Annotated in this window: 19 protein-coding genes; 7 read left to right on the top strand and 12 right to left on the bottom strand. The window is 58.7% G+C overall.

Annotated elements, in window-relative coordinates; genetic code table 11:
* Nucleotides 1–37 precede the first annotated feature (37 nt).
* A complete protein-coding gene (locus ACQ4MY_RS28210; RefSeq protein ID WP_440097204.1) occupies nucleotides 38–763 on the top strand; it encodes a 4'-phosphopantetheinyl transferase family protein in 726 nt (241 codons plus the stop codon).
* A 139-nt stretch (nucleotides 764–902) separates the two neighbouring features.
* Here the strand turns inward: ACQ4MY_RS28210 and ACQ4MY_RS28205 are convergent, their stop codons facing one another.
* A complete protein-coding gene (locus ACQ4MY_RS28205) occupies nucleotides 903–2,513 on the bottom strand; it encodes an ATP-binding protein (RefSeq protein WP_440097178.1) in 1,611 nt (536 codons plus the stop codon).
* Nucleotides 2,510–3,232, bottom strand: a complete 723-nt coding sequence (locus ACQ4MY_RS28200; protein ID WP_158829104.1) for a response regulator — start codon at nucleotides 3,230–3,232, stop codon at nucleotides 2,510–2,512. Before ACQ4MY_RS28200 ends, ACQ4MY_RS28205 begins: the two co-directional genes overlap by 4 nt.
* 845 nt (nucleotides 3,233–4,077) lie before the next feature.
* On the opposite strand from ACQ4MY_RS28200, the gene ACQ4MY_RS28195 reads away from it, so the two are divergent.
* Nucleotides 4,078–6,972, top strand: coding sequence for a ribonucleoside-diphosphate reductase subunit alpha (locus tag ACQ4MY_RS28195; protein WP_008087496.1), 2,895 nt, complete (start codon nucleotides 4,078–4,080; stop codon nucleotides 6,970–6,972).
* 693 nt (nucleotides 6,973–7,665) lie between these two features.
* Here the strand turns inward: ACQ4MY_RS28195 and flgE are convergent.
* The 6 genes from flgE to ACQ4MY_RS28165 form a co-directional block, all read right to left on the bottom strand.
* Nucleotides 7,666–8,979, bottom strand: a complete 1,314-nt coding sequence (flgE, locus tag ACQ4MY_RS28190; protein WP_008083698.1) for a flagellar hook protein FlgE — start codon at nucleotides 8,977–8,979, stop codon at nucleotides 7,666–7,668.
* 30 nt (nucleotides 8,980–9,009) lie between these two features.
* The gene (gene flgD / locus ACQ4MY_RS28185; RefSeq protein ID WP_008083697.1) at nucleotides 9,010–9,729 is read right to left on the bottom strand and encodes a flagellar hook assembly protein FlgD; all 720 of its coding nucleotides are present in this window, start codon (nucleotides 9,727–9,729) and stop codon (nucleotides 9,010–9,012) included.
* A gap of 15 nt (nucleotides 9,730–9,744) precedes the next feature.
* A complete protein-coding gene (gene flgC, locus ACQ4MY_RS28180) occupies nucleotides 9,745–10,188 on the bottom strand; it encodes a flagellar basal body rod protein FlgC (protein ID WP_053122816.1) in 444 nt (147 codons plus the stop codon).
* Between the two features lie 3 nt (nucleotides 10,189–10,191).
* The gene (flgB, locus tag ACQ4MY_RS28175; RefSeq protein WP_008083696.1) at nucleotides 10,192–10,602 is read right to left on the bottom strand and encodes a flagellar basal body rod protein FlgB; all 411 of its coding nucleotides are present in this window, start codon (nucleotides 10,600–10,602) and stop codon (nucleotides 10,192–10,194) included.
* 361 nt (nucleotides 10,603–10,963) lie between these two features.
* Nucleotides 10,964–11,791, bottom strand: a complete 828-nt coding sequence (cheR, locus tag ACQ4MY_RS28170) for a protein-glutamate O-methyltransferase CheR (protein ID WP_007917583.1) — start codon at nucleotides 11,789–11,791, stop codon at nucleotides 10,964–10,966.
* Between the two features lie 46 nt (nucleotides 11,792–11,837).
* A complete protein-coding gene (locus ACQ4MY_RS28165) occupies nucleotides 11,838–12,770 on the bottom strand; it encodes a chemotaxis protein CheV (RefSeq protein ID WP_008083695.1) in 933 nt (310 codons plus the stop codon).
* Nucleotides 12,771–12,852: 82 nt separating this feature from the next.
* On the opposite strand from ACQ4MY_RS28165, the gene flgA reads away from it, so the two are divergent.
* From flgA to ACQ4MY_RS28145, 4 genes are all read left to right on the top strand, one after another.
* On the top strand, nucleotides 12,853–13,614 hold the full coding sequence (gene flgA / locus ACQ4MY_RS28160; RefSeq protein WP_081500519.1) for a flagellar basal body P-ring formation chaperone FlgA: 762 nt from the start codon (nucleotides 12,853–12,855) through the stop codon (nucleotides 13,612–13,614).
* 149 nt (nucleotides 13,615–13,763) lie between these two features.
* Nucleotides 13,764–14,090 carry a flagellar biosynthesis anti-sigma factor FlgM gene (gene flgM / locus ACQ4MY_RS28155; protein ID WP_008083690.1) on the top strand — a complete coding sequence of 109 codons (327 nt, stop codon included), beginning with the start codon at nucleotides 13,764–13,766 and terminating at the stop codon, nucleotides 14,088–14,090.
* Nucleotides 14,091–14,138: 48 nt separating this feature from the next.
* Nucleotides 14,139–14,606, top strand: a complete 468-nt coding sequence (locus tag ACQ4MY_RS28150; protein WP_008083687.1) for a flagella synthesis protein FlgN — start codon at nucleotides 14,139–14,141, stop codon at nucleotides 14,604–14,606.
* 92 nt (nucleotides 14,607–14,698) lie between these two features.
* A complete protein-coding gene (locus tag ACQ4MY_RS28145) occupies nucleotides 14,699–15,445 on the top strand; it encodes a flagellar brake protein (RefSeq protein ID WP_008083686.1) in 747 nt (248 codons plus the stop codon).
* A 296-nt stretch (nucleotides 15,446–15,741) separates the two neighbouring features.
* Here the strand turns inward: ACQ4MY_RS28145 and ACQ4MY_RS28140 are convergent, their stop codons facing one another.
* The 4 genes from ACQ4MY_RS28140 to ACQ4MY_RS28125 all read right to left on the bottom strand — a co-directional run bounded on the left by ACQ4MY_RS28140 (nucleotide 15,742) and on the right by ACQ4MY_RS28125 (nucleotide 21,061).
* The gene (locus ACQ4MY_RS28140) at nucleotides 15,742–17,130 is read right to left on the bottom strand and encodes an MFS transporter (protein WP_440097176.1); all 1,389 of its coding nucleotides are present in this window, start codon (nucleotides 17,128–17,130) and stop codon (nucleotides 15,742–15,744) included.
* Between the two features lie 69 nt (nucleotides 17,131–17,199).
* The gene (locus ACQ4MY_RS28135) at nucleotides 17,200–18,441 is read right to left on the bottom strand and encodes a glutamine synthetase family protein (protein WP_440097203.1); all 1,242 of its coding nucleotides are present in this window, start codon (nucleotides 18,439–18,441) and stop codon (nucleotides 17,200–17,202) included.
* Between the two features lie 326 nt (nucleotides 18,442–18,767).
* Entirely contained in the window at nucleotides 18,768–19,460 is a 693-nt protein-coding gene (locus ACQ4MY_RS28130; protein ID WP_158830453.1) for a sensor histidine kinase, read from the bottom strand.
* A complete protein-coding gene (locus ACQ4MY_RS28125) occupies nucleotides 19,457–21,061 on the bottom strand; it encodes a tetratricopeptide repeat-containing response regulator (protein ID WP_008083682.1) in 1,605 nt (534 codons plus the stop codon). The genes ACQ4MY_RS28130 and ACQ4MY_RS28125 overlap by 4 nt, the downstream gene beginning before the upstream one ends.
* Nucleotides 21,062–21,271: 210 nt before the next feature.
* Between ACQ4MY_RS28125 and ACQ4MY_RS28120 the strand changes: the two genes are divergently transcribed.
* Complete coding sequence (locus tag ACQ4MY_RS28120) at nucleotides 21,272–22,651, top strand: lysozyme inhibitor LprI family protein (RefSeq protein WP_440097175.1); 1,380 nt, start codon at nucleotides 21,272–21,274, stop codon at nucleotides 22,649–22,651.
* Nucleotides 22,652–22,802: the final 151 nt, after the last annotated feature.

The following is a 22,802-nucleotide window of genomic DNA, read 5'->3' as shown; positions in this document are numbered from 1 at the left end:
CTCGACCTTGGCTCGACTAACCGGCAAAATGCCCGTCATGAACCTCACCCCTGCCCTTCCCGCCTGCTGCACCCCACTCGATGCCCACTGGCCGTTGCCAAGGGTATTGCCCGACACTGTGTTGCTCAGTACGCACTTCGATCCGGCCCGACTGCTCGGCGATGATTTTCAACGCAGCGCCATTGAGCCGCCGCCGAGCATCCAGCGTTCGGTGGCCAAGCGCCAGGCCGAGTTTCTCGCCGGGCGTATCTGCGCACGGGCGGCGTTGCAGCAGCTGCAAGGTTCAAGCGAGGTGCCGGCGATTGGCGAAGATCGCGCACCGGTGTGGCCGGCGCATATCTGCGGTTCGATCACCCACAGTACCGGGCGCGCCGCAGCGATCGTTGCCAACAGGCAGCATTGGCGTGGCCTGGGCATGGATCTGGAAAACCTGCTCAACGCCGAACGCGCCGAACGCCTCGCCGGGGAAATTCTCACGCCAGCGGAAATGCAGCGCATGGCGGCCGGCTCGCGGGATCAGTTGGCGTTATGGGTGACGCTGACGTTTTCGGTGAAAGAGAGTCTGTTCAAGGCGCTGTACCCGATCGTGCAGAAGCGCTTTTATTTTGAGCATGCCGAAGTGCTGGAATGGACCGAGTCGGGTGAGGTGCGCTTGCGGCTGTTGACCGATCTGTCGGCGGAATGGCATCACGGCACGGAGCTGGAAGCGCAGTTCGGGGTACAGGATGGGCAGTTGTTGAGTCTGGTCAGCATTCAGGCCTGAATCTTTATCGCCTGTCAGGGCCTCATCGCTGGCAAGCCAGCTCCCACAGGTTTCTGTGTGAACCTTAAATCTGTGCTCACCACGGTCACTGTGGGAGCTGGCTTGCCAGCGATGGGGCCGGCACCATCATCGCAAATACTTAGCGGCGTTCCTGATTCCTCGGCCAGCTTAGACTGAAGCACGCCCCGCCCAGGCTTTTGCTCTTGCCGATGATCGCCCGGCCGTCATGCCAGTGGATGATGCGCCGCACAATCGACAACCCCAGGCCATGCCCGCCCGACGCCCGCGTGCGGCTGTCGTCCAGACGCAGGAACGGCGTGAAGATCCGCTCCCACGCCACTTCCGGCACGCCCGGCCCGTCGTCTTCGACGTCGACCCGGCAACGCAACTGCCCGACCTGATAACTCACCGTGACCTTCGAACGCGCGTGGCGCATCGCGTTGCTCACCAGATTCTGCAGCGCCCGGTGCAGGTAACGCGGCTCGGCCTCGACCCAAGCGTCGTCGTTATCGGCAGCAGACAGACACAGCCCGCGCTGCACCGTGACCTCGGCGCGCAGCGGCGCCAGCTCCTCGATGACCTGATTGACCAGGGCATCCAGATCGATGCGCTGGAAGGTCAGCGCTGGCGAACCTTGTTCGAGCCGTGCGTAGGTGAGCATCTCATCGACCAGCTTATCGAGGTCCTCGATGTCGTGATCCATGCCTTCGCGGTACTTCTCCAAGGCTTGCGGCGTCGTCGCCGAGCCGATCATCTCCAGGCCGAAACGCAGGCGCGCCACCGGGGTGCGCAACTCGTGGGACACCGCGCGCACCAGTTCACGCTGGATCGCCAATAATTGTTGCAAGTGCTCGGCCATGCCGTTGAACGCCGCCGCCAGACGCCCGACCGAATCGGCACCGCGCGCCGGCACACGGGTTTCCAGACTGCCCTTGGCAATGCGCGTGGCCGCCGCTTCGAGCCCGCGCAAACGTCGCTCCAGTTGGCGCACCAGCAAATAAACGATGAGACCGATCAGGCTCAGCCCCAGCGCGGCGATCAACACCAGCCATTCCGGCGGATAAGGGTTCATTTGGTACAGCGGGCCGATCTCCAGCACCCACGGCGTGCCGACCATGCCGGCAAACACACGGATCGAATCGCCGCCCTTGCCCAGCGCCATCACCGTGTCGCCCTCGGAGACACGACGGCTCTGGTCTTCATCCATGTCGGCGTCGTCCACCGTGACCAGGCGCAGGTCGAAACCAAAACCCTTCTCTTCCTTTATCTGCGCCAGTCGTTTGGGTTGCTCGGCAACAGGCACCCGCACCAGCTCATCGGCCAGCAGGTAAATAGTGGCGCGGGCCAGTTGTTCACTGATCTGCTGCACTTCGCCGGTGAGGACGAGTTGTTCCTTGTCGCTGACCAATCGATAGACCTTGGCCGCATGCGGGCCGGTCTGCTCGACCAGCGCCTGACCGCGCTGCACACGGGTGCGCTGGGTCAGATCGAGACCGGTGTCGCTGAAATTCTTCAGCGCCAGCGGAATCCCCAGCAGCCGCTCCCACACCAACAGTGCGCGATGCCGCTCGGTGGCGTTCATCGGTTGCAGGTTGTCGGCCATCAAAGAGAACGTGCCGTGGGCCAGGCGCTCGCGGTATTGCTCGCTGCGCACCTGATTGAGCAGGTGCAGCGCCAGCACACCGAGGACCGCCACCAGAATCAGCGCAGCGCACATCCCGCCGTAGATGCGCAGGAAGATCGAGTTCACAGGGCCAGGTCTGCGCAGGCTTCCGGAACGAACAGATAACCTTTGCTGCGGATGGTCTTGATCAGACGCGGATGGTCGGGGTCATCGCCGATTTTCGGGCGGATGCGCGAGATGCGCACATCGATCGAGCGGTCCTGGCCGTCATAGCCGATGCCGCGCAGGGCGGTAAAGATTTCCTCGCGGGAAAGAATGCGTCCGGCGTTGGAGACCAGCAGCCAGAGCAGGTCGAATTCGGCGCTGGTCAGTTCGATGCCGTTGTCACTCAGCCACGCTTCGCGCAGCGCATTGTCGACCACCAGCGGGCCGAATTGCAGACGGCGGGATTTTTCTGCGACCGGTTCAGCGCTGTCACTGCGCCGCAGCAACGCCTGAATGCGCGCCAGCAGCAATCGCGGGCGCACCGGTTTGCACACGTAATCGTCAGCGCCAAGGTCGAGGCCCTGGATCTGATCGGCGTCATCGGTGCGCGCGGTGAGCATCAGGATCGGCCCGTCGTAATGGTCACGCACCTTGCGACAGATGCTCAGGCCATCTTCGCCGGGCAACATCAGGTCGAGGATCACCAGATCCGGCTGCTCCTTGATAATCCGCGCCGCCGCCAGCGCACCGTTGCCTTCGATGTCGACGCGCAGTCCATTGGCTTGCAGGTAGTCGCGCGTGAGTTCGGCCAGTCGCTGGTCATCCTCGACGATCAATACCTCAAAGGCTTGTTGCTCCACCGGTGACCTCTGCTTGCTGTTTTTATTAATAAAGGATTGCCCAGACACACACGATCCCCTGTAGGAGCTGACGAGTGAAACGAGGCTGCGATCCTTTGATTTTGTTTTTTTCAAGATCAAAGGATCGCAGCCTTCGGCAGCTCCTACAGGGATCCTCTCGTGTTTTTGTCATGTTTTTGGAGGATAAAATCGCATTCACCTGGCCGATTGTATAAACGGCGTACAGCCGGAACACAAGTCGGTAAATGCGTTCGGACAAGGCGGTTTTTTGTGATAGGGTTCGCGCCCTTAAAAATCCGCTGAAGCGTTTTTCCAGGCGAAAAAACAGTGACAAACGGTCTAGCTCAGCAGGTCCGCGGCCTACACGGGAATTCCTTGTTTCTTACACAATTTACGCACAGGTTTATCCACAGGTAGTACGTTGCAACACCCCTCAAAACGCATTATCTTGTAGCACGGCGCGGGGAGAGACCCTACATATGGGGTTTTCCACTCAAACGCCCAACCACATTTAGGGCCTGAAACTCAAGTGCTTTATTGCCAGTTTCCGGTTGAACCAAGCAAGTTTTTCAAAGCCCAAACCGCACTTGCGGATGGCACCGTTTTTTAGGTCGGAAACGACCGGAACGGTACGGGTGTTGCAGTCATTACTGTCACCCTGGAAGGAGTTTGGCTCGAGCCTTGGCTCGGCGCCGAAAACTTCGGCAAGGATGCGGCGCTACAAGCCTTTTTCCTACTGTTCCGAAGTTGTTACGCCGACGCTTGTCGGTTGCAGTGCTTCGGTACAGAACGGTGAGCACCATGACGGTGCCAAACAAACATAGAGAATGTGGAGACCACCCCCCATGCAAACCGACACAACTCGCGAGAACCCGCAGGGCACCTTGCCGCAGGCCGCCGATTCGAATTCGGATCTGGCAGCCACCGCGCCGGGTCAACTGCGCGTGATCAAGCGTAATGGCACTGTCGTTCCTTACACCGATGACAAGATCACCGTCGCTATCACCAAAGCGTTCCTCGCAGTTGAGGGCGGCACCGCTGCCGCTTCGTCGCGAATCCACGACACTGTTGCGCGCCTGACCGAACAAGTCACCGCGACCTTCAAGCGTCGCATGCCATCGGGCGGCACCATCCACATCGAAGAAATCCAGGACCAGGTCGAACTGGCCCTGATGCGTGCCGGCGAGCAGAAAGTGGCGCGCGACTACGTGATCTACCGTGACGGTCGTTCGAAAGAACGCGCTGCCCACGCCCCGACCGAAGAAGCGGTCAACGCTCACCCGTCGATCCGTATCACCCGCGCTGACGGCAGCCTGGCGCCGCTGGACATGGGCCGCCTGAACACCATCGTCACCGAAGCGTGCGAAGGCCTGGAAGAGGTCGACGGCGACCTGATCCAGCGCGAAACCCTGAAAAACCTGTACGACGGCGTGGCCCTGACCGACGTCAACACCGCCCTGGTGATGACCGCCCGTACCCTGGTTGAGCGTGAGCCGAACTACTCGTTCGTGACCGCCCGCCTGCTGATGGACACCCTGCGTGCCGAAGGCCTGGGCTTCCTCGGTGTGGCCGAAAGCGCCACTCACCACGAAATGGCCGACCTGTACGCCAAGGCCCTGCCGGCCTACATCGCCAAAGGTATCGAGTTCGAACTGCTGAACCCTGTGCTGGCCACCTTCGACCTGGAAAAACTGGGCAAGGCGATCAACCACGAGCGCGATCAGCAATTCACCTACCTGGGCCTGCAAACCCTGTACGACCGTTACTTCATCCACAAGGACGGTATCCGCTTCGAACTGCCGCAGATCTTCTTCATGCGCGTGGCCATGGGCCTGGCGATCGAAGAGAAGCAGAAAGAAGACCGTGCGATCGAGTTCTACAACCTGCTGTCGTCCTTCGACTACATGTCGTCGACCCCGACCCTGTTCAACGCCGGCACCCTGCGTCCACAGCTGTCGAGCTGCTACCTGACCACCGTGCCGGATGACCTGTCGGGCATCTACCACGCGATCCACGACAACGCCATGTTGTCGAAATTCGCCGGTGGCCTGGGCAACGACTGGACGCCGGTGCGTGCACTGGGTTCGTACATCAAAGGCACCAACGGCAAGTCGCAAGGCGTGGTTCCGTTCCTGAAAGTGGTGAACGACACCGCCGTCGCCGTTAACCAGGGTGGCAAGCGCAAAGGCGCTGTCTGCGCTTACCTGGAAACCTGGCACATGGACATCGAAGAGTTCATCGAGCTGCGCAAGAACACCGGTGATGATCGTCGTCGTACCCACGACATGAACACTGCCAACTGGATCCCTGACCTGTTCATGAAGCGTGTCTTCGACGACGGCAAGTGGACCCTGTTCTCGCCATCCGAAGTACCGGATCTGCACGACCTGACCGGTAAGGCCTTCGAAGAGCGTTACGAGTACTACGAAGCGCTGACCGAATACCCAGGCAAAGTCCGCCTGTTCAAGACCATCCAGGCCAAAGACCTGTGGCGCAAAATGCTCTCCATGCTGTTTGAAACCGGCCACCCATGGCTGACTTTCAAAGACCCGTGCAACCTGCGCAGCCCGCAGCAGCACGTCGGCGTGGTTCACAGCTCGAACCTGTGCACCGAGATCACCTTGAACACCAACAAGGACGAAATCGCCGTTTGCAACCTGGGCTCGATCAACCTGCCGAACCACATCGTCAACGGCAAGCTGGACACCGCCAAGCTGGAACGCACCGTGAACACCGCCGTGCGCATGCTCGATAACGTTATCGACATCAACTACTACTCGGTGCCACAAGCGAAGAACTCTAACTTCAAGCACCGTCCGGTCGGTCTGGGCATCATGGGCTTCCAGGACGCTTTGTACCTGCAGCACATCCCTTACGGTTCCGACGCTGCCGTCGAATTCGCCGACAAGTCGATGGAAGCGGTCAGCTACTACGCAATCCAGGCTTCTTGCGACCTGGCTGACGAGCGCGGCGCCTACGAGACGTTCCAGGGCTCGCTGTGGTCCAAAGGCATCCTGCCACTGGATTCGCAACAGATCCTGATCGAGCAACGTGGCCAGAAGTACATCGACGTTGACCTGAACGAATCCCTGGACTGGGCACCGGTTCGCGCCCGTGTACAGAAAGGCATTCGTAACTCCAACATCATGGCCATCGCACCTACCGCAACCATCGCCAACATCACTGGCGTATCGCAGTCGATCGAACCGACCTACCAGAACCTGTATGTGAAATCGAACCTGTCGGGCGAATTCACCGTGATCAACCCGTACCTGGTTCGCGACCTGAAAGCTCGCGGTCTGTGGGACTCGGTCATGATCAACGACCTGAAGTACTACGACGGTTCGGTGCAGCAGATCGAGCGCATCCCACAAGAACTCAAAGAGCTCTACGCGACTGCCTTCGAAGTGGACACCAAGTGGATCGTTGACGCCGCCAGCCGTCGTCAGAAGTGGATCGACCAGGCCCAATCGCTGAACCTGTACATCGCTGGCGCATCGGGCAAGAAACTCGACGTGACCTACCGCATGGCCTGGTACCGTGGCCTGAAAACCACTTACTACCTCCGTGCCCTGGCCGCGACCAGCACCGAGAAGTCGACCATCAGCACCAGCAAGCTGAACGCTGTTTCCAGCGGCGGCAACCACGGTGATGATTCGGTCCTCGCAGCACCTGCCGGCCCTGCGCCAGTGCCAAAGGCTTGCGCGATCGACGAGCCGGATTGCGAAGCTTGCCAATAAGCTGAGCCGAGTCAGGGGTTGCAAAACCCCTGAACCCAAAACCCCCGACAGACCTCTGGTTTGCCGGGGGTTTTCTTTTGCCCCACATTCCTGTGCAGGAGCTGCCGCAGGCTGCGATCTTTTGATCCTGCTTGTGATGCAGCAAAAACAGGATCAAAAGATCGCAGCCTGCGGCAGCTCCTACAGGGCTGACTTCAACTGCCAGAACATGGTCGGCTGACAGGCCGCCATCGCTGGCAAGCCGGCTCCCACAAGGATTGAGTTCAACCGGTAAATATTCGCACCGCTTCTGCTTCTCACCACTCAACACAATGAGCGCAAGCTCGAGTACCGCTTTTGATCTTGATCCACGGGCGACGTCGGAAGGCTGAGTGGAGGGATTGATCCGGGGGTGGGAGCGTAGCGACCGTTTGGCGCAGCCAAACACAGCGAGAGGAGGTGCAGCGAAGCAAACCGTAGGCGCTGCGCCCGGATCGATCCCGCAGCGAAGGAACCCCGAGCCCCAGCGAGCGGGCCGCACGTAGGAGCAAGCCTTTTCGGTTACCTTTTCGGCGTTTGGAAAAGGTGACCCGCCGTAAGGGCGGAACCCTGAGCAGCCGTTACCGCAACAACGGATATCCCCCCAATCCAAGCCCCAAAAAAAAGCCCCTCAACCGAGGGGCCCCTTCCACAAACCAAAACCCAAAACCCAAATCAGGTCATCTGAATAATGGTCTGCATAATCGTGCTCTGAGTCGAAATGGTCTTGGCGTTCGCCTGATAGTTACTCTGCGCCTTGATCAGATCAACCAGCTCATTGGTCAGGTTAACGTTCGACTCTTCCAGCGAGTTCGACACGATCGAGCCCAACGTACCGGTCTTCGGCGCATCAACCCCAGCCACACCCGACGCGAAAGTCTCCTTCCAGCGCGTGCCGCCAATCGGCTGCAAACCCTGCTCGTTGGCAAAGCTGGCCACCGCCACCTGACCAATCGCCTTGGTCTGCTGGTTGCTGAAGTTAGCCGTCATCACACCGGTCGAATCGATGGTCAGACTGGAAATCTGCCCAGTCGCGTAACCGTCCTGATACTGCGCAGTGCGCGCCGTCGGAGCGTTATACGAAGTGGTCAACGCCGTGTTGAAGGCGATACCGGTACTGTTGGCCTTGGAACCGTTCGGCCCCCAGGTCACTGGCGAGGTCGTCGCGTTGGTCACCACACCAGGAATCCAGCCGTTCATGGTCAGGGTGTTGCCGGATTTGACCCAGCCAGTGCCCGCCGTCAAGGTCGCGATGGAACCATCAGAGTTGAAGGTGATGTCGTGAGTCATCGGCGTCAAGACGTTGTTGGTCGGATCCGATGGGGTACGACCATCCATGTAGGTGTAGACGCTCCAGGCATTGGTACCCGTTTTCACGTAGTACTGATCCATGCGGTGCTCGTTACCCTGAGTGTCGTAGACCGGCGTCGAAATCAGCTTGTTGTAGCTGTTCAGATCGGTCGGACTGAACGGCGCCACCGTTGGCTTGGTGTCTTCCGAGTTCAGGTTCATGGTCTGGTCGATCTTCGACGTTGCGTTCGGTTTGAGGGCCGAGGTGTCGATCTTCAGGTCGGTCAGCACGCCGGTCATGATCTTGCCGTTGGCATCAACGCCGTAACCTTGCAGACGGTTGCCGTTGTTGTCGACTACATAGTTTTCAGCGTCGGTCTTGAACGCACCGGCACGGGTGTAGCTCAGCGAACCGTTGTCGCTGAGGATGAAGAAACCGTTGCCCTGGATACCCATGTCCAACACGTTACCGGTGTTGTTCACGTCACCCTGACCGAACTGCTGGGACACGTTGGCCAGACGCACGCCGTTACCGACGGTCTTGCTACCAGTGCCCAGGCGCGTGGCCGAGTACACGTCTTCGAATTCTGCACGGGACGATTTGAAACCGGTGGTCGCGACGTTGGCGATGTTGTTACCGGTCACGTCCAGTTGTTTGTTGGCTGCATAGAGACCGCTAAGGCCGATATTGAAAGACATATTCCACTCCTTTGTGCCGGTTAGTCGGCTCTATATACCAATGGTTTGTACTTTGGACAGCGCAACGCTGCCCAGGCCCGCCAGGTTCAGCATCAACTCACCGCCGGTCTGGCTGATGGTCACGCTGTTAACGGTGGCCGGCAGATACGTAACCAGCGAAGTCGCCTTGCCGTCGTACGTGGCGCTGGCGGTGAACGTGTAAGTGCCCGCTGCCGCGACCGCACCGGACGCGTCTTTGCCGTCCCAGATGAAACCGGCATTGCCAGCGGTCTGGTTGCCCATGTCGATGGTGCGCACGACTTTGCCGTCGGCATCTTTGATCGACAGCGAGACCGCGCCGGAAGCCGGAACCACCACGGTGCCGTTGAGGCTCTTGCTGGTATCGACCACCGCCTTGTCGGTCTGGGCGATGACCGAACGGCCCACCAGCGACGAAGCTTGCAATGCTTGCGACGAGTTGTAGTTGCCGGCAATCCCGCTGACGGTGGAGTTCAGCGTGGTGATGCCTTCCAGGCTGCTGAACTGCGCCAGTTGAGCGACGAACTCACTGTTGTCCTGTGGGTCGAGCGGGTTCTGGTTTTTCAGCTGGGTGACCAGCAGTTGCAGAAACGCATCCTTGCCCAGGGCCTGTTTACCGGTGGCACTGTTGGTGGCCGCAGCCAGACCATCAGTGGTGGTCCCGGTCTTGACCGAAGAGTTGGCCAGTACGTCTTTAATGCTTACGCCGCTGGTGGAATCGGAAACACTCATGGCAGTCGCCCCTTATTACTGACCGAGGGTCAGTACCTTCTGCATCATGGTTTTGGCGGTGTTCATCATTTCGGCGTTGGTCTGGAACGAACGGCTCGCGGAAATCATGTCAGCCATTTCTTCCACCACGTTGACGTTCGGGTAGTAGACGTAGCCCTTGGCGTCGGCGGCCGGATGGTTCGGCTCGTAACGCGCTTCGAGGTTGCTCTGGTCTTCGACCACACCGAGCACCTGCACGCCTTGACCCGCAGCATCCTGACTCTGGAACAGCGAGTTGCTGCCAGCGTTTTGGCCGCCCTGGAACATGGTGGCGAATACCGGGTGACGGGCGCGATAGGTCTGATCGATGCTCGACGAGACGGTTTCGGCGTTGGCGATGTTCGAAGCCACGGTGTTCAAACGCGTGGTTTGTGCGCTCATGCCGCTGCCGGCAATGTTGAAAACGCTGGACAGGGACATGGATTACTCTCCGCGCAGGGCTGACACCAGCCCTTTGAATTTGCTGTTGAGCAGGGTGAAGCTGGCCTGGAAGCCGACGGCGTTTTCCGCGTAGTTCGACTGTTCCAGTTGGGCGTCCACGGTGTTCTGGTCGATCGAAGGCTGCATCGGCGTGCGATACATCAGCGATTCGTCGCCATTGCCCAGACCTTCGGCCTCGATATGACGGCTGTTGGTCATGTTGAGGGCAAAGTTGCCGCCTTTTTTGGTTTTCTCGGTCTGTGCTTCCAGCACTTTGGAGAAGTCCAGATCCCGAGCCTTGTAGTTCGGGGTATCGGCGTTGGCGATGTTGTTGGCCAGGACTTCAGCGCGCTGGGCGCGGAAGCCCAGGGCTTGTTCGTGAATGCCGAGCGCTTTATCGAAGCTGATGCTCATGTCGGGAACCTTCGGGTGACCGGTTTTTCGTAACTGAGCTTTAGCAAGCGGCGTGCCAAAGCGAAAAAACCCCGTAAACCGGGGCTTCGCGGGCAATCGGCAAAGCGGCAATGCCAGAAAAGCGGCAACCGGTTTCCGCCGAATGCCGCTTTTCTGCCGCTTCTTCCTGTTAACACGTCCCCTGTAGGAGCTGCCGAAGGCTGCGATCTTTTGATCCTGTTTTTGCTGCATCACAAGCAAGATCAAAAGATCGTCCGATCGCGGTCCGAGCCTTCGGCAGCTCCTACAGAGGGGGATGTGAGAGGCATAAAAAAACGGCAGGCCTTTGCGGGCCTGCCGTTTTTTGCTGTTGCCGATGCAATCATTTCGCCTGGTAAATAATCCCCGGGCTGCACTGCACCATCTGGTAATGGTCCGGCAAACCGTTCAACGCTTCGGAAGCGCCAAGGAACAGATAACCGCCCGGCTTCAACGTGCTGTGAATGCGCAACAGGATGTCTTTCTTCACTTCGGCAGAGAAGTAGATCAACACATTGCGGCAGAACACGATGTCGAACTTGCCCAGCGCGGCATAGCTGTCGAGCAGGTTGAACGAGCGGAACTCCACGCGGTTCTTGATCGGCGCCTTGATCACCCAGCGCCCCGGCCCTTTCGGGTCGAAGTAACGCTGCAGACGTTCCGGCGACAAACCGCGACCGATCGCCAGGCTGTCGTACTCGCCCGTCTTGCAGTTGGTCAGCATCAGGCCGGACAAATCAGTAGCAACGATCTGCACACCCATCTTCAACTGGCCCAGGTTGCTGCGCTCGAACTCGTCGATCGACATCGACAGCGAGTACGGTTCCTGGCCCGACGAGCAGGCTGCCGACCAGATCCGCAGACGCTGGTTGGGGCTGGCCTTGATCGCTTCAGGCAGCACCTTGTTCTTCAAGACTTCAAACGGATAGGTGTCACGAAACCACAGGGTTTCGTTGGTCGTCATGGCATCGACCACCTGCTCGCGCAAACCGCTGCGCGGCTGGGTCTGGATGCGCTGAACCAGCTCACCCAGGGATTTGATGCCTTGCTGCTCCATCAGTTTGTTGAGACGGCTCGAGACCAGGTACTGCTTGTTTTCACCGAGCAAAATGCCACAGGCTTTTTCCAGGAAGACCCGGAACTGTTCGAAATCCAAATTACCCGTAGACAATGATGCCGCCTCTTAAATCGTGTTGACCGCCAGGGGCAAAGCGCCCCTAGCTGATATCTGCTGCTTTGATCCGGTCGACTACCCGGGATGCCAGGTCATCAGGGCGGAATTTGGCCAGGAAGTCATCAGCACCGACTTTCTTGACCATCGCCTGATTGAATACCCCGGACAACGAAGTATGCAGGATGATGTGAAGCTTTTGCATGCGCGGGTCAGCGCGGATCTCGGCCGTCAGGGTGTACCCGTCCATCTCCGGCATCTCGATGTCGGAGATCATCATCAGGAACTCTTCTTCCGGCTTCTTGCCCTCATCGACCAGCTTGCGCAAGTAATCCAGCGCCTGCTTGCCGTCGTTCAGCGCCACCACTTCGACGCCGACCGTCTGCAGGCAACGCGTGACCTGCTTGCGCGCCACTGACGAGTCATCGACCGTCAAGACCCGCAGCGACAACGCCTTGGTCTGGGTCTCGACATCGACCACGCCCACCGAAATCGCTTCCGGTGTCGGCGCAACTTCCGCCAGCACTTTCTCGACGTCGATGATTTCGACTAACTGATTGTCCACCCGAGTCACAGCGGTCAGGTAATGATCGCGACCCGTGCCCTTGGGCGGCGGATGAATCTCTTCCCAGTTCATGTTGACGATGCGCTCCACCGAGCGGACCAGGAAACCCTGGGTCTTGGTGTTGTACTCCGTGATGATCACGAACGGGTTGTTCTTGTCTTTCAACGCACCCGAGCCGGTCGCCATTGCCAGATCCAGGATCGGAATGGTCGCCCCTCGAATATTCGCCACCCCGCACACGACAGGACTGGACTTGGGCATCAACGTCAGCGACGGGCATTGCAGCACTTCCCGCACCTTGAACACGTTGATTCCATAGAGCTGCTGGCCGTCAAGACGGAACAACAACAGCTCCAGGCGATTCTGCCCCACCAGTTGCGTGCGCTGGTTCACCGAATCCATTACACCAGCCATGCCCAGACTCCTACATCAACGCCAAGTGTTGTTGCGACGCACATTCATTGCTAAACGGCACGGCGCTTGCTTTTTAACTCGTATGAACGCTCAAACGACATTTTTCCGACGCCTGACATCGCCCCTCCGCAGAGGGCTCTGTGCCGCGTGCGCCATTTGCTGCTTTTTTGCTGGCAGTCCTGCCATTGCTGATGCGGTTACCTTGCCTGACATGCTTATCGGCGTCACTCAGGGCTTTCTTGAGTTCACCGTAGAAGACTATCTGGCCACCAGTCAAACCGAAGGCCGCTATGAAATCGAGGTCAAGCAACTCGATCCACGTATGCGCATGCCTATGTGCGACAAGGAATTGACAGCCACTTTGGAGAGCCCGGCACGTCCTTTGGGCCGCGTAACCGTGAAGGTTCGCTGTGAGGGATCCTCACCCTGGACCGTGTTCGTGCCCGCTCAAGTCCGCCTGTTTCGCGAGATTGTCACCACCACCCGGCCACTCAAGCGTGCCGGAATTATCGAACCGCAAGACGTGACCTTGCGCGAACGCGACGTCAGCCTGATCAATCAGGGCTTTCTGACCTCGGTGGACGAAGCGATCGGGCAAAAATTAACCCGACCAACGGTCGCCGATCAGGTGATTACCCTGGTCCATCTGGAACAGGCCGAAGTCATTCGCAAAGGCGATCAAGTGGTGATTACCGCCCGCAGCGGTACGCTGGCGGTACGGATGCCGGGCGAAGCCCTGTCCAACGGCGGATTGAAAGAACAGATACGGGTGAAAAACCTCAACTCCCAACGGGTCATCAAGGCGCAAGTCACCGCGCCAGGCCAAGTGGAAGTAGCGATGTAGAAAACTGGCGCTGATCCCGGCTGTTCCCTAAACTGTGCCGCAGCAGGACTCGCGCCGGCGCATGCAAGGTTCGTTGGTAAATGCGCCTAAAGTTTTCCAGGGGATGGCCGAAAACATGGCAAGCGTCCAAATTCCCAGAGGTTTTTATCATGGTCATCGATTTCAGCCGTTTGAACAGCTCCTCGTCACTTACGGGCAGTACACGTACCAGCAACGCCAAGGACACCGCCGAAACCGGCACCTCCGCGCCGCTGAATACCCAGGCCGAACCGGCCAGTACCGCAAAAAGCGGGGAATCGGTACACCTCAGCAATGAGGCTCAACAGTTGCAGAAGGTCACTGACAAGCTGCGCGATCAACCTGCTGTCGACAAAGCCCGTGTGGCCGAGTTGAAAGCCGCGATTGCCGATGGCAGCTATAAAGTCGACAGCAACCGTGTAGCCAGCAAACTGCTCAACTTCGAAGCCCAGCGCTAGGCCAACGCCAGCGCCAGGCTTTTGGACGCTTAAAACCCAAGGCCAGCCATGCACGACACTAATTTATTGCAACTGATCATCGACGACTTTGCTCCAGCTCAACAATTGCTGGAGTTATTGCAAACCGAGTCCCTCGCTTTGCACGGTCGTGACATGCCCCTGCTGGAAGAAGTTCTGGCACGCAAACAGGCGCTGATCATTCTGCTCGAACAGCATGGCCGCAAACGCAGCGAGATCCTCGCCAGCCTTAACCTGCCGCCCAATCGGCAGGGGCTTGAGCAATTGGCCAGCCAATCGAGCATTGGCGAACAATTGCTCAGCCAGAGCGATTTCCTCACCGACCTCATCGCGCAATGCCAGGCGGCCAACGTCAACAATGGCCAATCGATCCTGGTCCAGCAGGCCGCCACGGCCAATCAGCTGAAGATCCTCACCGGCGGCGAGCCGCCAGCGCTCTACGACGCCAGCGGTGCCTTCTCCAAGCTTGCGAAGCCGCGCGCGCTCAGTCAGGCGTGAGCCGTTCGATGCCTGCGCTCTATCAACCTGCGAAACATGCTGGCAAAATGCTGGCTAGTCGTAGTCAAATTTTGTCTGGAGATTGATTCAACGTGTCCAACGTCCTTAGCGCGGATGATGCTCCGCAGCCACCAAAGGTGCTCACTACACCTCTGGAAATCTCCAGCAACCTGCGCCAGCTGCAAGAAAGCCATGATCCGCTGATCATCACCTTCCACGAGCGCAGCCAGCGTTTCCAGAGTTACCTGATCAAGGTCGACCGTGACACCGGGACGATCGCTCTGGACGAAATGATCCCGCGCGACGGCGAGCGTTTCTTGCAGGCCGGTGAGCCGTTCAAGGTCGAAGGCTTCCACGATGGCGTGCGCATCGCCTGGGAATGCGACGGTACGCTGAATATCGAAGAGTCCGAAGGTGATCGCTTTTACACCGGCGAGCTGCCGACCGAAGTGGTCTACCACCAGCGTCGCAACGCCTTTCGCGCAGCGCTGAAACTGACCGATCTGGTCAGCGTTGAACTCGGCGGCGAAAAGCTCAAGTCGCCGATCAACGGCAAGCTGCTGGATATTTCCGCCACCGGTTGCAAACTGCGCTTCGAAGGCGACATCACTGACCGCCTGCAACTGGGCCAGGTCTACGATCGCCTGATCGCCCCGCCACTGTTCGGTAACCAGCCGACCTCCGTCGAACTGCGTTATCTGCACTTCGAAGAAAAACTCAACATCACCTTTGCCGGTTTGCGCTTCCACAACATCAGTGGCCAGGCTGCCCGCAACGTTGAGCGTTTTGTTTATCAATTGCAGCGTGAAGCACGGCGTTTCGACAAAGACGACATGTGATTCAGACGCGCAAACAAGAAGGGCAGTCCTTGGCGGGACTGCCCTTTTTTGTACCTGCTCCAATGATCCGACAGCAATGAGCTCCCTGTGGTGAGGGGATTTATCCCCGATGGGCTGCGAAGCGGCCCCAAATACTGACCCCGCATTTCTCCTGACTGATCGCATTGAATGGCCTGGCTGCTGCTGCGCAACCGATCGGGGATAAATCCCCTCGCCACAGAGACTGTGGCCGACTGCACAGACTCTGTTCACTGCAGAGTCATAGGCTCACTACTGATGGCTGCGACTCCAGGATATCAAGGTCTGCCACCACTGATGTCCGGTGTCGGTTTATCGCTGTCGTCATCCGCACCAGTCTCGACCACAGGTTCAGGCTGCACCTCAGGCTCCGGATCAGGTTGCGACTCAGGCTCCGGTGCCACGGTGTTCTGCATCTGATCCTGCACTACCTGCTCATCCACGCGCGGGTCCAGCGCAGCCACCAGTGGCGAACTGGACATGCTGTCCGGCATCGCCACGTGATGCAGTGGTGCATCGTCGACCTGATGCAAGTTGGTTACAGCTTTCGGGCGGATTCGCCACACCAGCACCAAGGCAAAGAAGCTGAAGAACGCATACAGACTCTGGCTGCCAAACAGCTTCATCAGCACACCCGCGAGTAACGGCCCAATGCTCGCCCCTACACCGTAGGTCACCAACAGCATCGCCGTCAGCGAAACCCGGCGATCCCCCTCGACGTGGTCATTGGAGAAGGCCACCGCCAGCGGGTACAGACAGAACTGCACCAGCGAACAGAAGAAACCGACAATGAACAGCACCTCCAGCGGCACCTGCGGCATGATCGCCAACGGCAACGCCGCGACCGCCAGAAACCCGGCAAAACAGCGAATCAGCAAGGCCCGGTCGTAACGGTCGGACAACCAGCCCAACGGCCACTGCACCAACAAACCGGCAAAGATGCAGCTACCCATGAACAAACCGACCTGTTCGGTCGACAGCCCTTGCTGCGAGGCATACAAAGGTGCCAGACCGTAGAACGAACCGATGATCAGACCGGCACCGAGCACGGTACTCAGCGACTGCGGCACGCGCTTGATAAAGAAGCGCGGCTCCATCGGCGCCGGATGCAGCGGCGCCGGGTGAATCCGTCGCGTCAATGTCACCGGGACCAGGCACAGCGCAAAGCACAGGGCGACCAGCATCAGCAGCTCCAGGCCCAGGCCCGGGTGCATGACCAGAATCAGTTGGCCCAGCACCAGGCCAAGATACGAAGCGATCATGTAGCCACTGAACACCAACCCCCGCTGGTTGGCGTCCGCCTGCTCATTGAGCCAGCTTTCGATCACCATGTATTGGCACATCATGCCCAGACCGACGATGGTCCGCAGTACCAGCCATGCCGGCAGCCAATCGACCAGACCATGACCGAGCACCGCCGCCCCGACAATGCCGGCACACGCCGAATACGCCCGGATATGCCCGACCCGCGCAATCAGCCGGTGGCCAATCTTGCCGCCGAGCACCAGACCGAAATAGTTGGCCGCCATCAGCGCGCCGACCCACAGCCCATCGACATGGTCAGCGGCCAGGCGCAACGCCAGGTAAGTAGAGAGAAGGCCCGAGCCGATCAACATCATCAGCGAGGCGAAATACAGCGCTCGAAAGGATTTCCAGATTTGGCGCATCGGCGTTCCGAGCGGCTCCTTGCAGTGAATACCGGGCTATCAAAACGATAGCCCGATGGCGACAGTTCGTCAGGCCTGGGCTGCTAGAACACGCCGTTCCCAGGGAGTGATTTCATCAAAGAAGCTGGTCAACTCCATGGTCTTCGAAGCGATGTAGCCTTCGATGAACTCCTGTCCGAACAGTTCCCTCGCCAATTGGCTACGTTTCAGACGATCAAGCGCGGCATGCAAGGTACATGGCAGCGAAAGGTTGTCCGGCACCTCGAACTCCCCTTGAATGGCTTCAGTCGGCTCCAGCTCATGCTCGATACCGTGCAAGCCCGCAGCCAGACTGGCGGCAATCGCCAGATACGGGTTGGCGTCGGCGCCTGGCAAACGGTTTTCGACCCGACGAGCGACCGGCGAACTGGCGGGAATACGCAAGCCGGCGGCGCGATTGTCATGGGACCAGCAGGCGTTGTTCGGCGATGCGTACGGATGGCACAAGCGCTGGTAGGAGTTCACATTGGGTGCAAACAGTGCGGTGAACTCGGCCATGCCCGCCTGCTGCCCACCGATGAAGTGGCGGAAAATTGCCGTCGGCTGGCCGTTTTCGTCGCTGAAGACATTCTTGCCACTGTTGATGTCGACGATGCTCTGGTGAATATGCATCGAACTGCCCGGCGTATGCGCCAGCGGCTTGGCCATGCACACCACGGTCAGGCCGTGCTTGAGCGCGACTTCTTTGAGCAGGTGTTTGAACAGGAACGTTTGATCGGCCAGCAGCAACGGATCGCCGTGCAGCAGATTGATCTCGAATTGGCTGACGCCCATTTCGTGCATGAAAGTGTCGCGCGGCAGACCGAGGGCGGCCATGCATTTGTAGACTTCGCTGAAGAACGGGCGCAGTCCATTGTTGGAACTGACGCTGAACGCCGACTGGCCATCTTCGCGACGACCGTCGAGGCCGACCGGAGGGCGAAAGGGTTGGGTCGGGTCGGTGTTGGGGGCGAAGATAAAGAATTCCAGCTCGGTCGCCACCACCGGCGCCAGACCGCGCGCCGCGTAGCGTGCGATGACCTTCTTCAACTGGCCACGGGTCGACAGATTGGAGCTTTCGCCGGTCAGTTCATCGGCGTCGCAAATGGCCAGGGCACGCGGATCATCGCTCCACGGAAGGCGATGAATCTGGGTAGGTTCGGCAATCAGGGCAAGATCGCCGTCATCGCTGCCGTAAAACCGCGCCGCGGGATAACCACCCATGATGCATTGCAGCAGCACACCACGCGCCAGCTGCAAACGCCGCCCTTCGAGGAAACCCTCAGCGGTCATTACCTTGCCTCGCGGCACGCCATTCAAATCCGGCGTGACACATTCAATCTCATCAATGCCCGTCAATCGCTGTGCGAGTGAACGCTGGCCATCGGTTGTCATGACGCTATCCTTGTTATTGTGCGAGCCGCGAACGGCGACTCGTACAAAATAGGCTTCGGCTGTTCGCAATATCAAGCAGCGTCACACAAAATAACCACACCCGAAAGCGCCCTCTGTAGGAGCTGCCGAAGGCTCGGGCCGCGATCGGACGATCTTTTGATCTTGCTTTCAAGAACAACATCAAAAGATCGCAGCCTTCGGCAGCTCCTACACAGGGCATGCTTTCAGGGCAGGTAGAGGCTGAATATGCCGCCGCCCAACGGGCCGCCGTTGCGGATTTCCGTGCGACCTTCAACACCGTTGCGCTGATGCAGCGCTGCGATGCGGTTGGCGAAATACAAACCGAGCCCGGTGCTGCCACTGCTGTGGTTGATGCCCTGCACGTAATCGGCCTGACGCTCAAGCATCTCGGCCGGGTAACCGTCGCCGTCGTCGTTGATGCTCAGGACCAGTTGCCCGGCCTCGTCGCTGACGGTAATCAGCAGAGATTCGCGGGCATAGCGAATCGCATTGTTGATGCAGTTGCCGAGCACCGAGGCGACCAGCTCGCGATCAAAGAACCCCAGCGGGCTCAGCGGATCAACCTCATAAGTAGCGACGATGCCGCGACTGGCGAACACCTCTTGATGCGACGCCAGTTGCGCTTCGATAAAGTCATCGAGCTCGTGATAGGCCGGTTGCAGTGGCAACTGGTTGACGCCGAGCTTATACAGCCCGAGCAACTGCACCAGCATGCCATTGAGGTGGGCGAACTCGAAGTCGATCACGCCCGGCTCCGTGCCTTGGCGCTGCGCCTCAGGTAAACGCGCCAGCCATTGGCTGTGAGCCTGCATGAGCATGGCCAGCGAGTTTTTCATGTCATGGACGGTGGAGGCGATCACCGTGGAAAAATCCAAAGCCTGCGGGTCGTGGTTCATTCGCCAAACGCCTTGCTTTTCAGCTTCTGATAACGCGCATGACGCGCGTCGGTGTCGGGCATCAGGCCAACCATTTTCAGGCAGGCCCGACATTCTTCCAGCTCCGCCGATGGCACCGACGTGTCGGTGCCGTGCAGCAGCGACTGGGCCATGTTCAGCGCGATACTGATGTTCTTCGGTTGCATCTTCAGCGCCTTGCGGAACACCTCGCGGGCCTCCACCAGATTGCCGGTCTTGTACACGCGCACGCCCTGACGGTTGAGGTCGGCAGCGGCGTTACTGGAGCTGAGGATAGTCGGGTCGTCGGTGAGCTTGGCGATGTCTTTCATCACGGCCGGATCGTCGCCGTAGATTTCCGCGCAGCTCTTGAGCATCGAGGTGCCCGCCTCGGCCTGACCGAGCATTTGCAGTTGCTTGGCGACCAGCAGCGCCGCCTCCGGACTCATGAACTGCTCCATGCCGTCGAGGCGCATCAACGCTTGCTCGGTGAGCTTGTCGGCGGTCTCGGCATCATTGAGCAGCAGGCTGGTGGCCTTCATCAGGCGCGCACGAATCTGCAGGCCCGGATCGGTCGGGTTCTCTTTGGCCACGGCACTGAGCGTAGTGTTGATCTCCAGCCGCGTGCGCGTGTCGAGACCGCGCTCACTGCCCTTGCTGATCAGCGCATGGGCCAGGCCAAGGTTGCTTTCCGGATCCTTGAATCGCGACTGTGCGCCTTGCGCCACGGCTTGCCGATAGGCGCGCGAGGCGGTGTCGAAATCTTCGTTGGCCATCGCCAGTTTGCCGAGCAAGGCCTGACGGCGTACCGCCAACGGCGACAGACGGATCGCCTCTTCCAGCACCTGCTGCGCGCCTTTGGTGTCACCTTCGGACACCAGCACGTCGGCCATGCCGTCATACAGCGAAGGCATCATAGGAAACACCTTCAAGGCTTTTTCGTAAACACCTTTGGCCTGTGCCACCTGACCGCGCTTGAACAACAATTTGCCCAGCCCGGCGAACGCCCATGGCAGCGGTCGGTCAGCGATGATGCTGTCGTAAAGACGCTCCAGCGCTTCATTCTGGTTCATGTCGCGCAATGCATCGGCACGGTAGCGCAGGCACAGCGGCGAATAACGAATGTCCTGCTTGCACAGAGCGATGCAAGCGTTAAGCACCTCGACCGGTTTGCCGCGATCGAGGGCTTGCAGAATCGGTTTGAGCAACGTCTTGCGCTGCTCCAGACGCTCCAGGCGCTGGGCCAGGCCTGAGCGGTTGAACGGTTTGGTCAGGTAAGCATCGGGCTCGTGCTCCAGGGCACTGAGCACCATCGCCTGACTGGTCTCGGCGGTGACCATGACGAACACCGCCTCATGGCTGATAAGCTTTTCCAGCATCAGGTCTTCGAGTACCTGCTGGCCGTTCTTCTTGCCGTCGCCGAGGTGGAAATCCTGCAGGATGAAATCGTAGGACTTCTGCGCACACATCTTCAGCGCCTGCTCGCCGGTGTCGGCGGTGTCGACGTCCTTGACCCCGAGCTCGCGCAGCATTGAGCGAACGGAACTGCGGAAATCCGAGAAATCATCGACGATCAGAAAACTCTTTTGGTGATACGACAGCATCGAAGATTTCCAGGCAATTGAAGTGAGGGCAATTTCAGGCGCGCAGATGATAGCTGGCGGCCAAATGCTATCAAGCGATTTCGCGCGACTTTTAAGTCACCGAATGGGTTATCGGCCAGAAGTGCGGTTCCCTGAAGCCGGCACTTCAAGATTCCTCGTCCAACGATTACCCTGCGCGCCGGTACAACTACTCAATACGGGACTTACTTCGTGTACATCAAAGGACGCGGCATCGTGTCCGCCTGTGCATTTCTGTTTATTCAGCAGGCAATGGCGGCTGGAATGGATTGCACAAAAGCGGCGAATGCCGTCGAAAACACCATTTGCGCGAATAACCAGTTGCATGAGCTGGACGCGCAGATGGGTACGGTTTACCGCGGATTGATGAAGGTTTCAGCAGGCGCTAAACCTGAACTAAAGGCGTCGCAACGTCAGTGGCTAAACACACGCGACGAGTGCACGGATGATGTCTCTTGCCTTGAACAACGTTATCGCGAGCGCCTGCAAGTATTAAAAGTGCAATGGAAGGAAGCGGTTGTCTACAAGCCGAACGACAGTGACCAACAAGCGCTGGACGATCTGCAAAAGCGTATTCAAGCGGCGAGCAAAAGTGATCCGCAGTTTGCCCTGGAACGGACGCTCGCTTCTTTAGCGATCAAAAGTCCACTGACTGTGTTTGACGCAGAACCGGATGAGGGTGAATACGCCGAAAAAACCCACTTCCCGAAGAACATCCCTAAGGGTGTTACCCAAAGTGAGTGGAGGGCCCTGCAGGCGTCCAACCTGGACGCGGACACCGAGCAGGGGCAGACCACGTTCAACCTGCTGGATCTGGACGAAGACGGCCAACGCGATCTGGTTGTCCAGACTTACACCGGTGGCACGGGGCTGTTCAGTTTCTACGAAACCTATCGCCGTGATGGGGACCGCTTCATTCGCAGAACCGCTGCACTTGGCGAGGAATCGGGGATCGGCAGTTCGTTGTATTCCATCAGTGGTCGGGGCGCCAATCAGGCAGTTAACTGGATCAGCATTCGTGGCAAGGTCTACGCCGCCTATCGCGACAGCAACTATGGCGTTGATCAGGTCTATTTACTCAGCCCGCTGCAAGTCAATGTCGAAGTGCCCACGCTGACGGTTAACTATCGCTATCAACTCAGCATTCCCCGTACCCAGACGAAAGAAGACCACAAGACGCCTTACACGCTGAATCCGGAACTCCACCGCGCACTTGCAAAAGGTCTGGCCACGGTCGGCAAAGACTCCTCCGACACTGGCGGGGAAAGAAAACCGCTGTGCCCTATTCCTGCGTCAGCAGAGGAACCCGAGGAGTATTACGGTTATGGCGCGGGCTATTATGTGGTCGAAACGATCGCCGACTTTCCGGTGAATATCGGTAATGAATGTTTAGTCGCCAGATTGAACGACCATTTCGGCAACTACGACAAGAAAGACGGGCTGTACGCGCAACTGACAATGCGTAAACCGGGCTCGATTGAACAAGAGCGCGAGTATGAAGTCCATGGGTGGCGACGCATTACTCAGGCCAGTACTTCAATAGGTAAAGCTGGAGGCGGCGCCGCGGATTAATCTGCAGCGTACCTGCATGGATATGCCCCGACAGGCCACCCTGTTCGGAGTTTTTTGGCTATGTACTGCCAGGCCTGAAACTTTTCTTACGGGCAAAACAAAACCCCAACTGCTTTCGCAATTGGGGTTTCGGAATTTAATCTTGACGATG

This window comes from Pseudomonas sp. SM4, from assembly GCF_051913165.1.
In the GTDB taxonomy this organism is placed as follows: domain Bacteria; phylum Pseudomonadota; class Gammaproteobacteria; order Pseudomonadales; family Pseudomonadaceae; genus Aquipseudomonas.
This window is presented reverse-complemented; position numbering and strand designations above follow the sequence as displayed.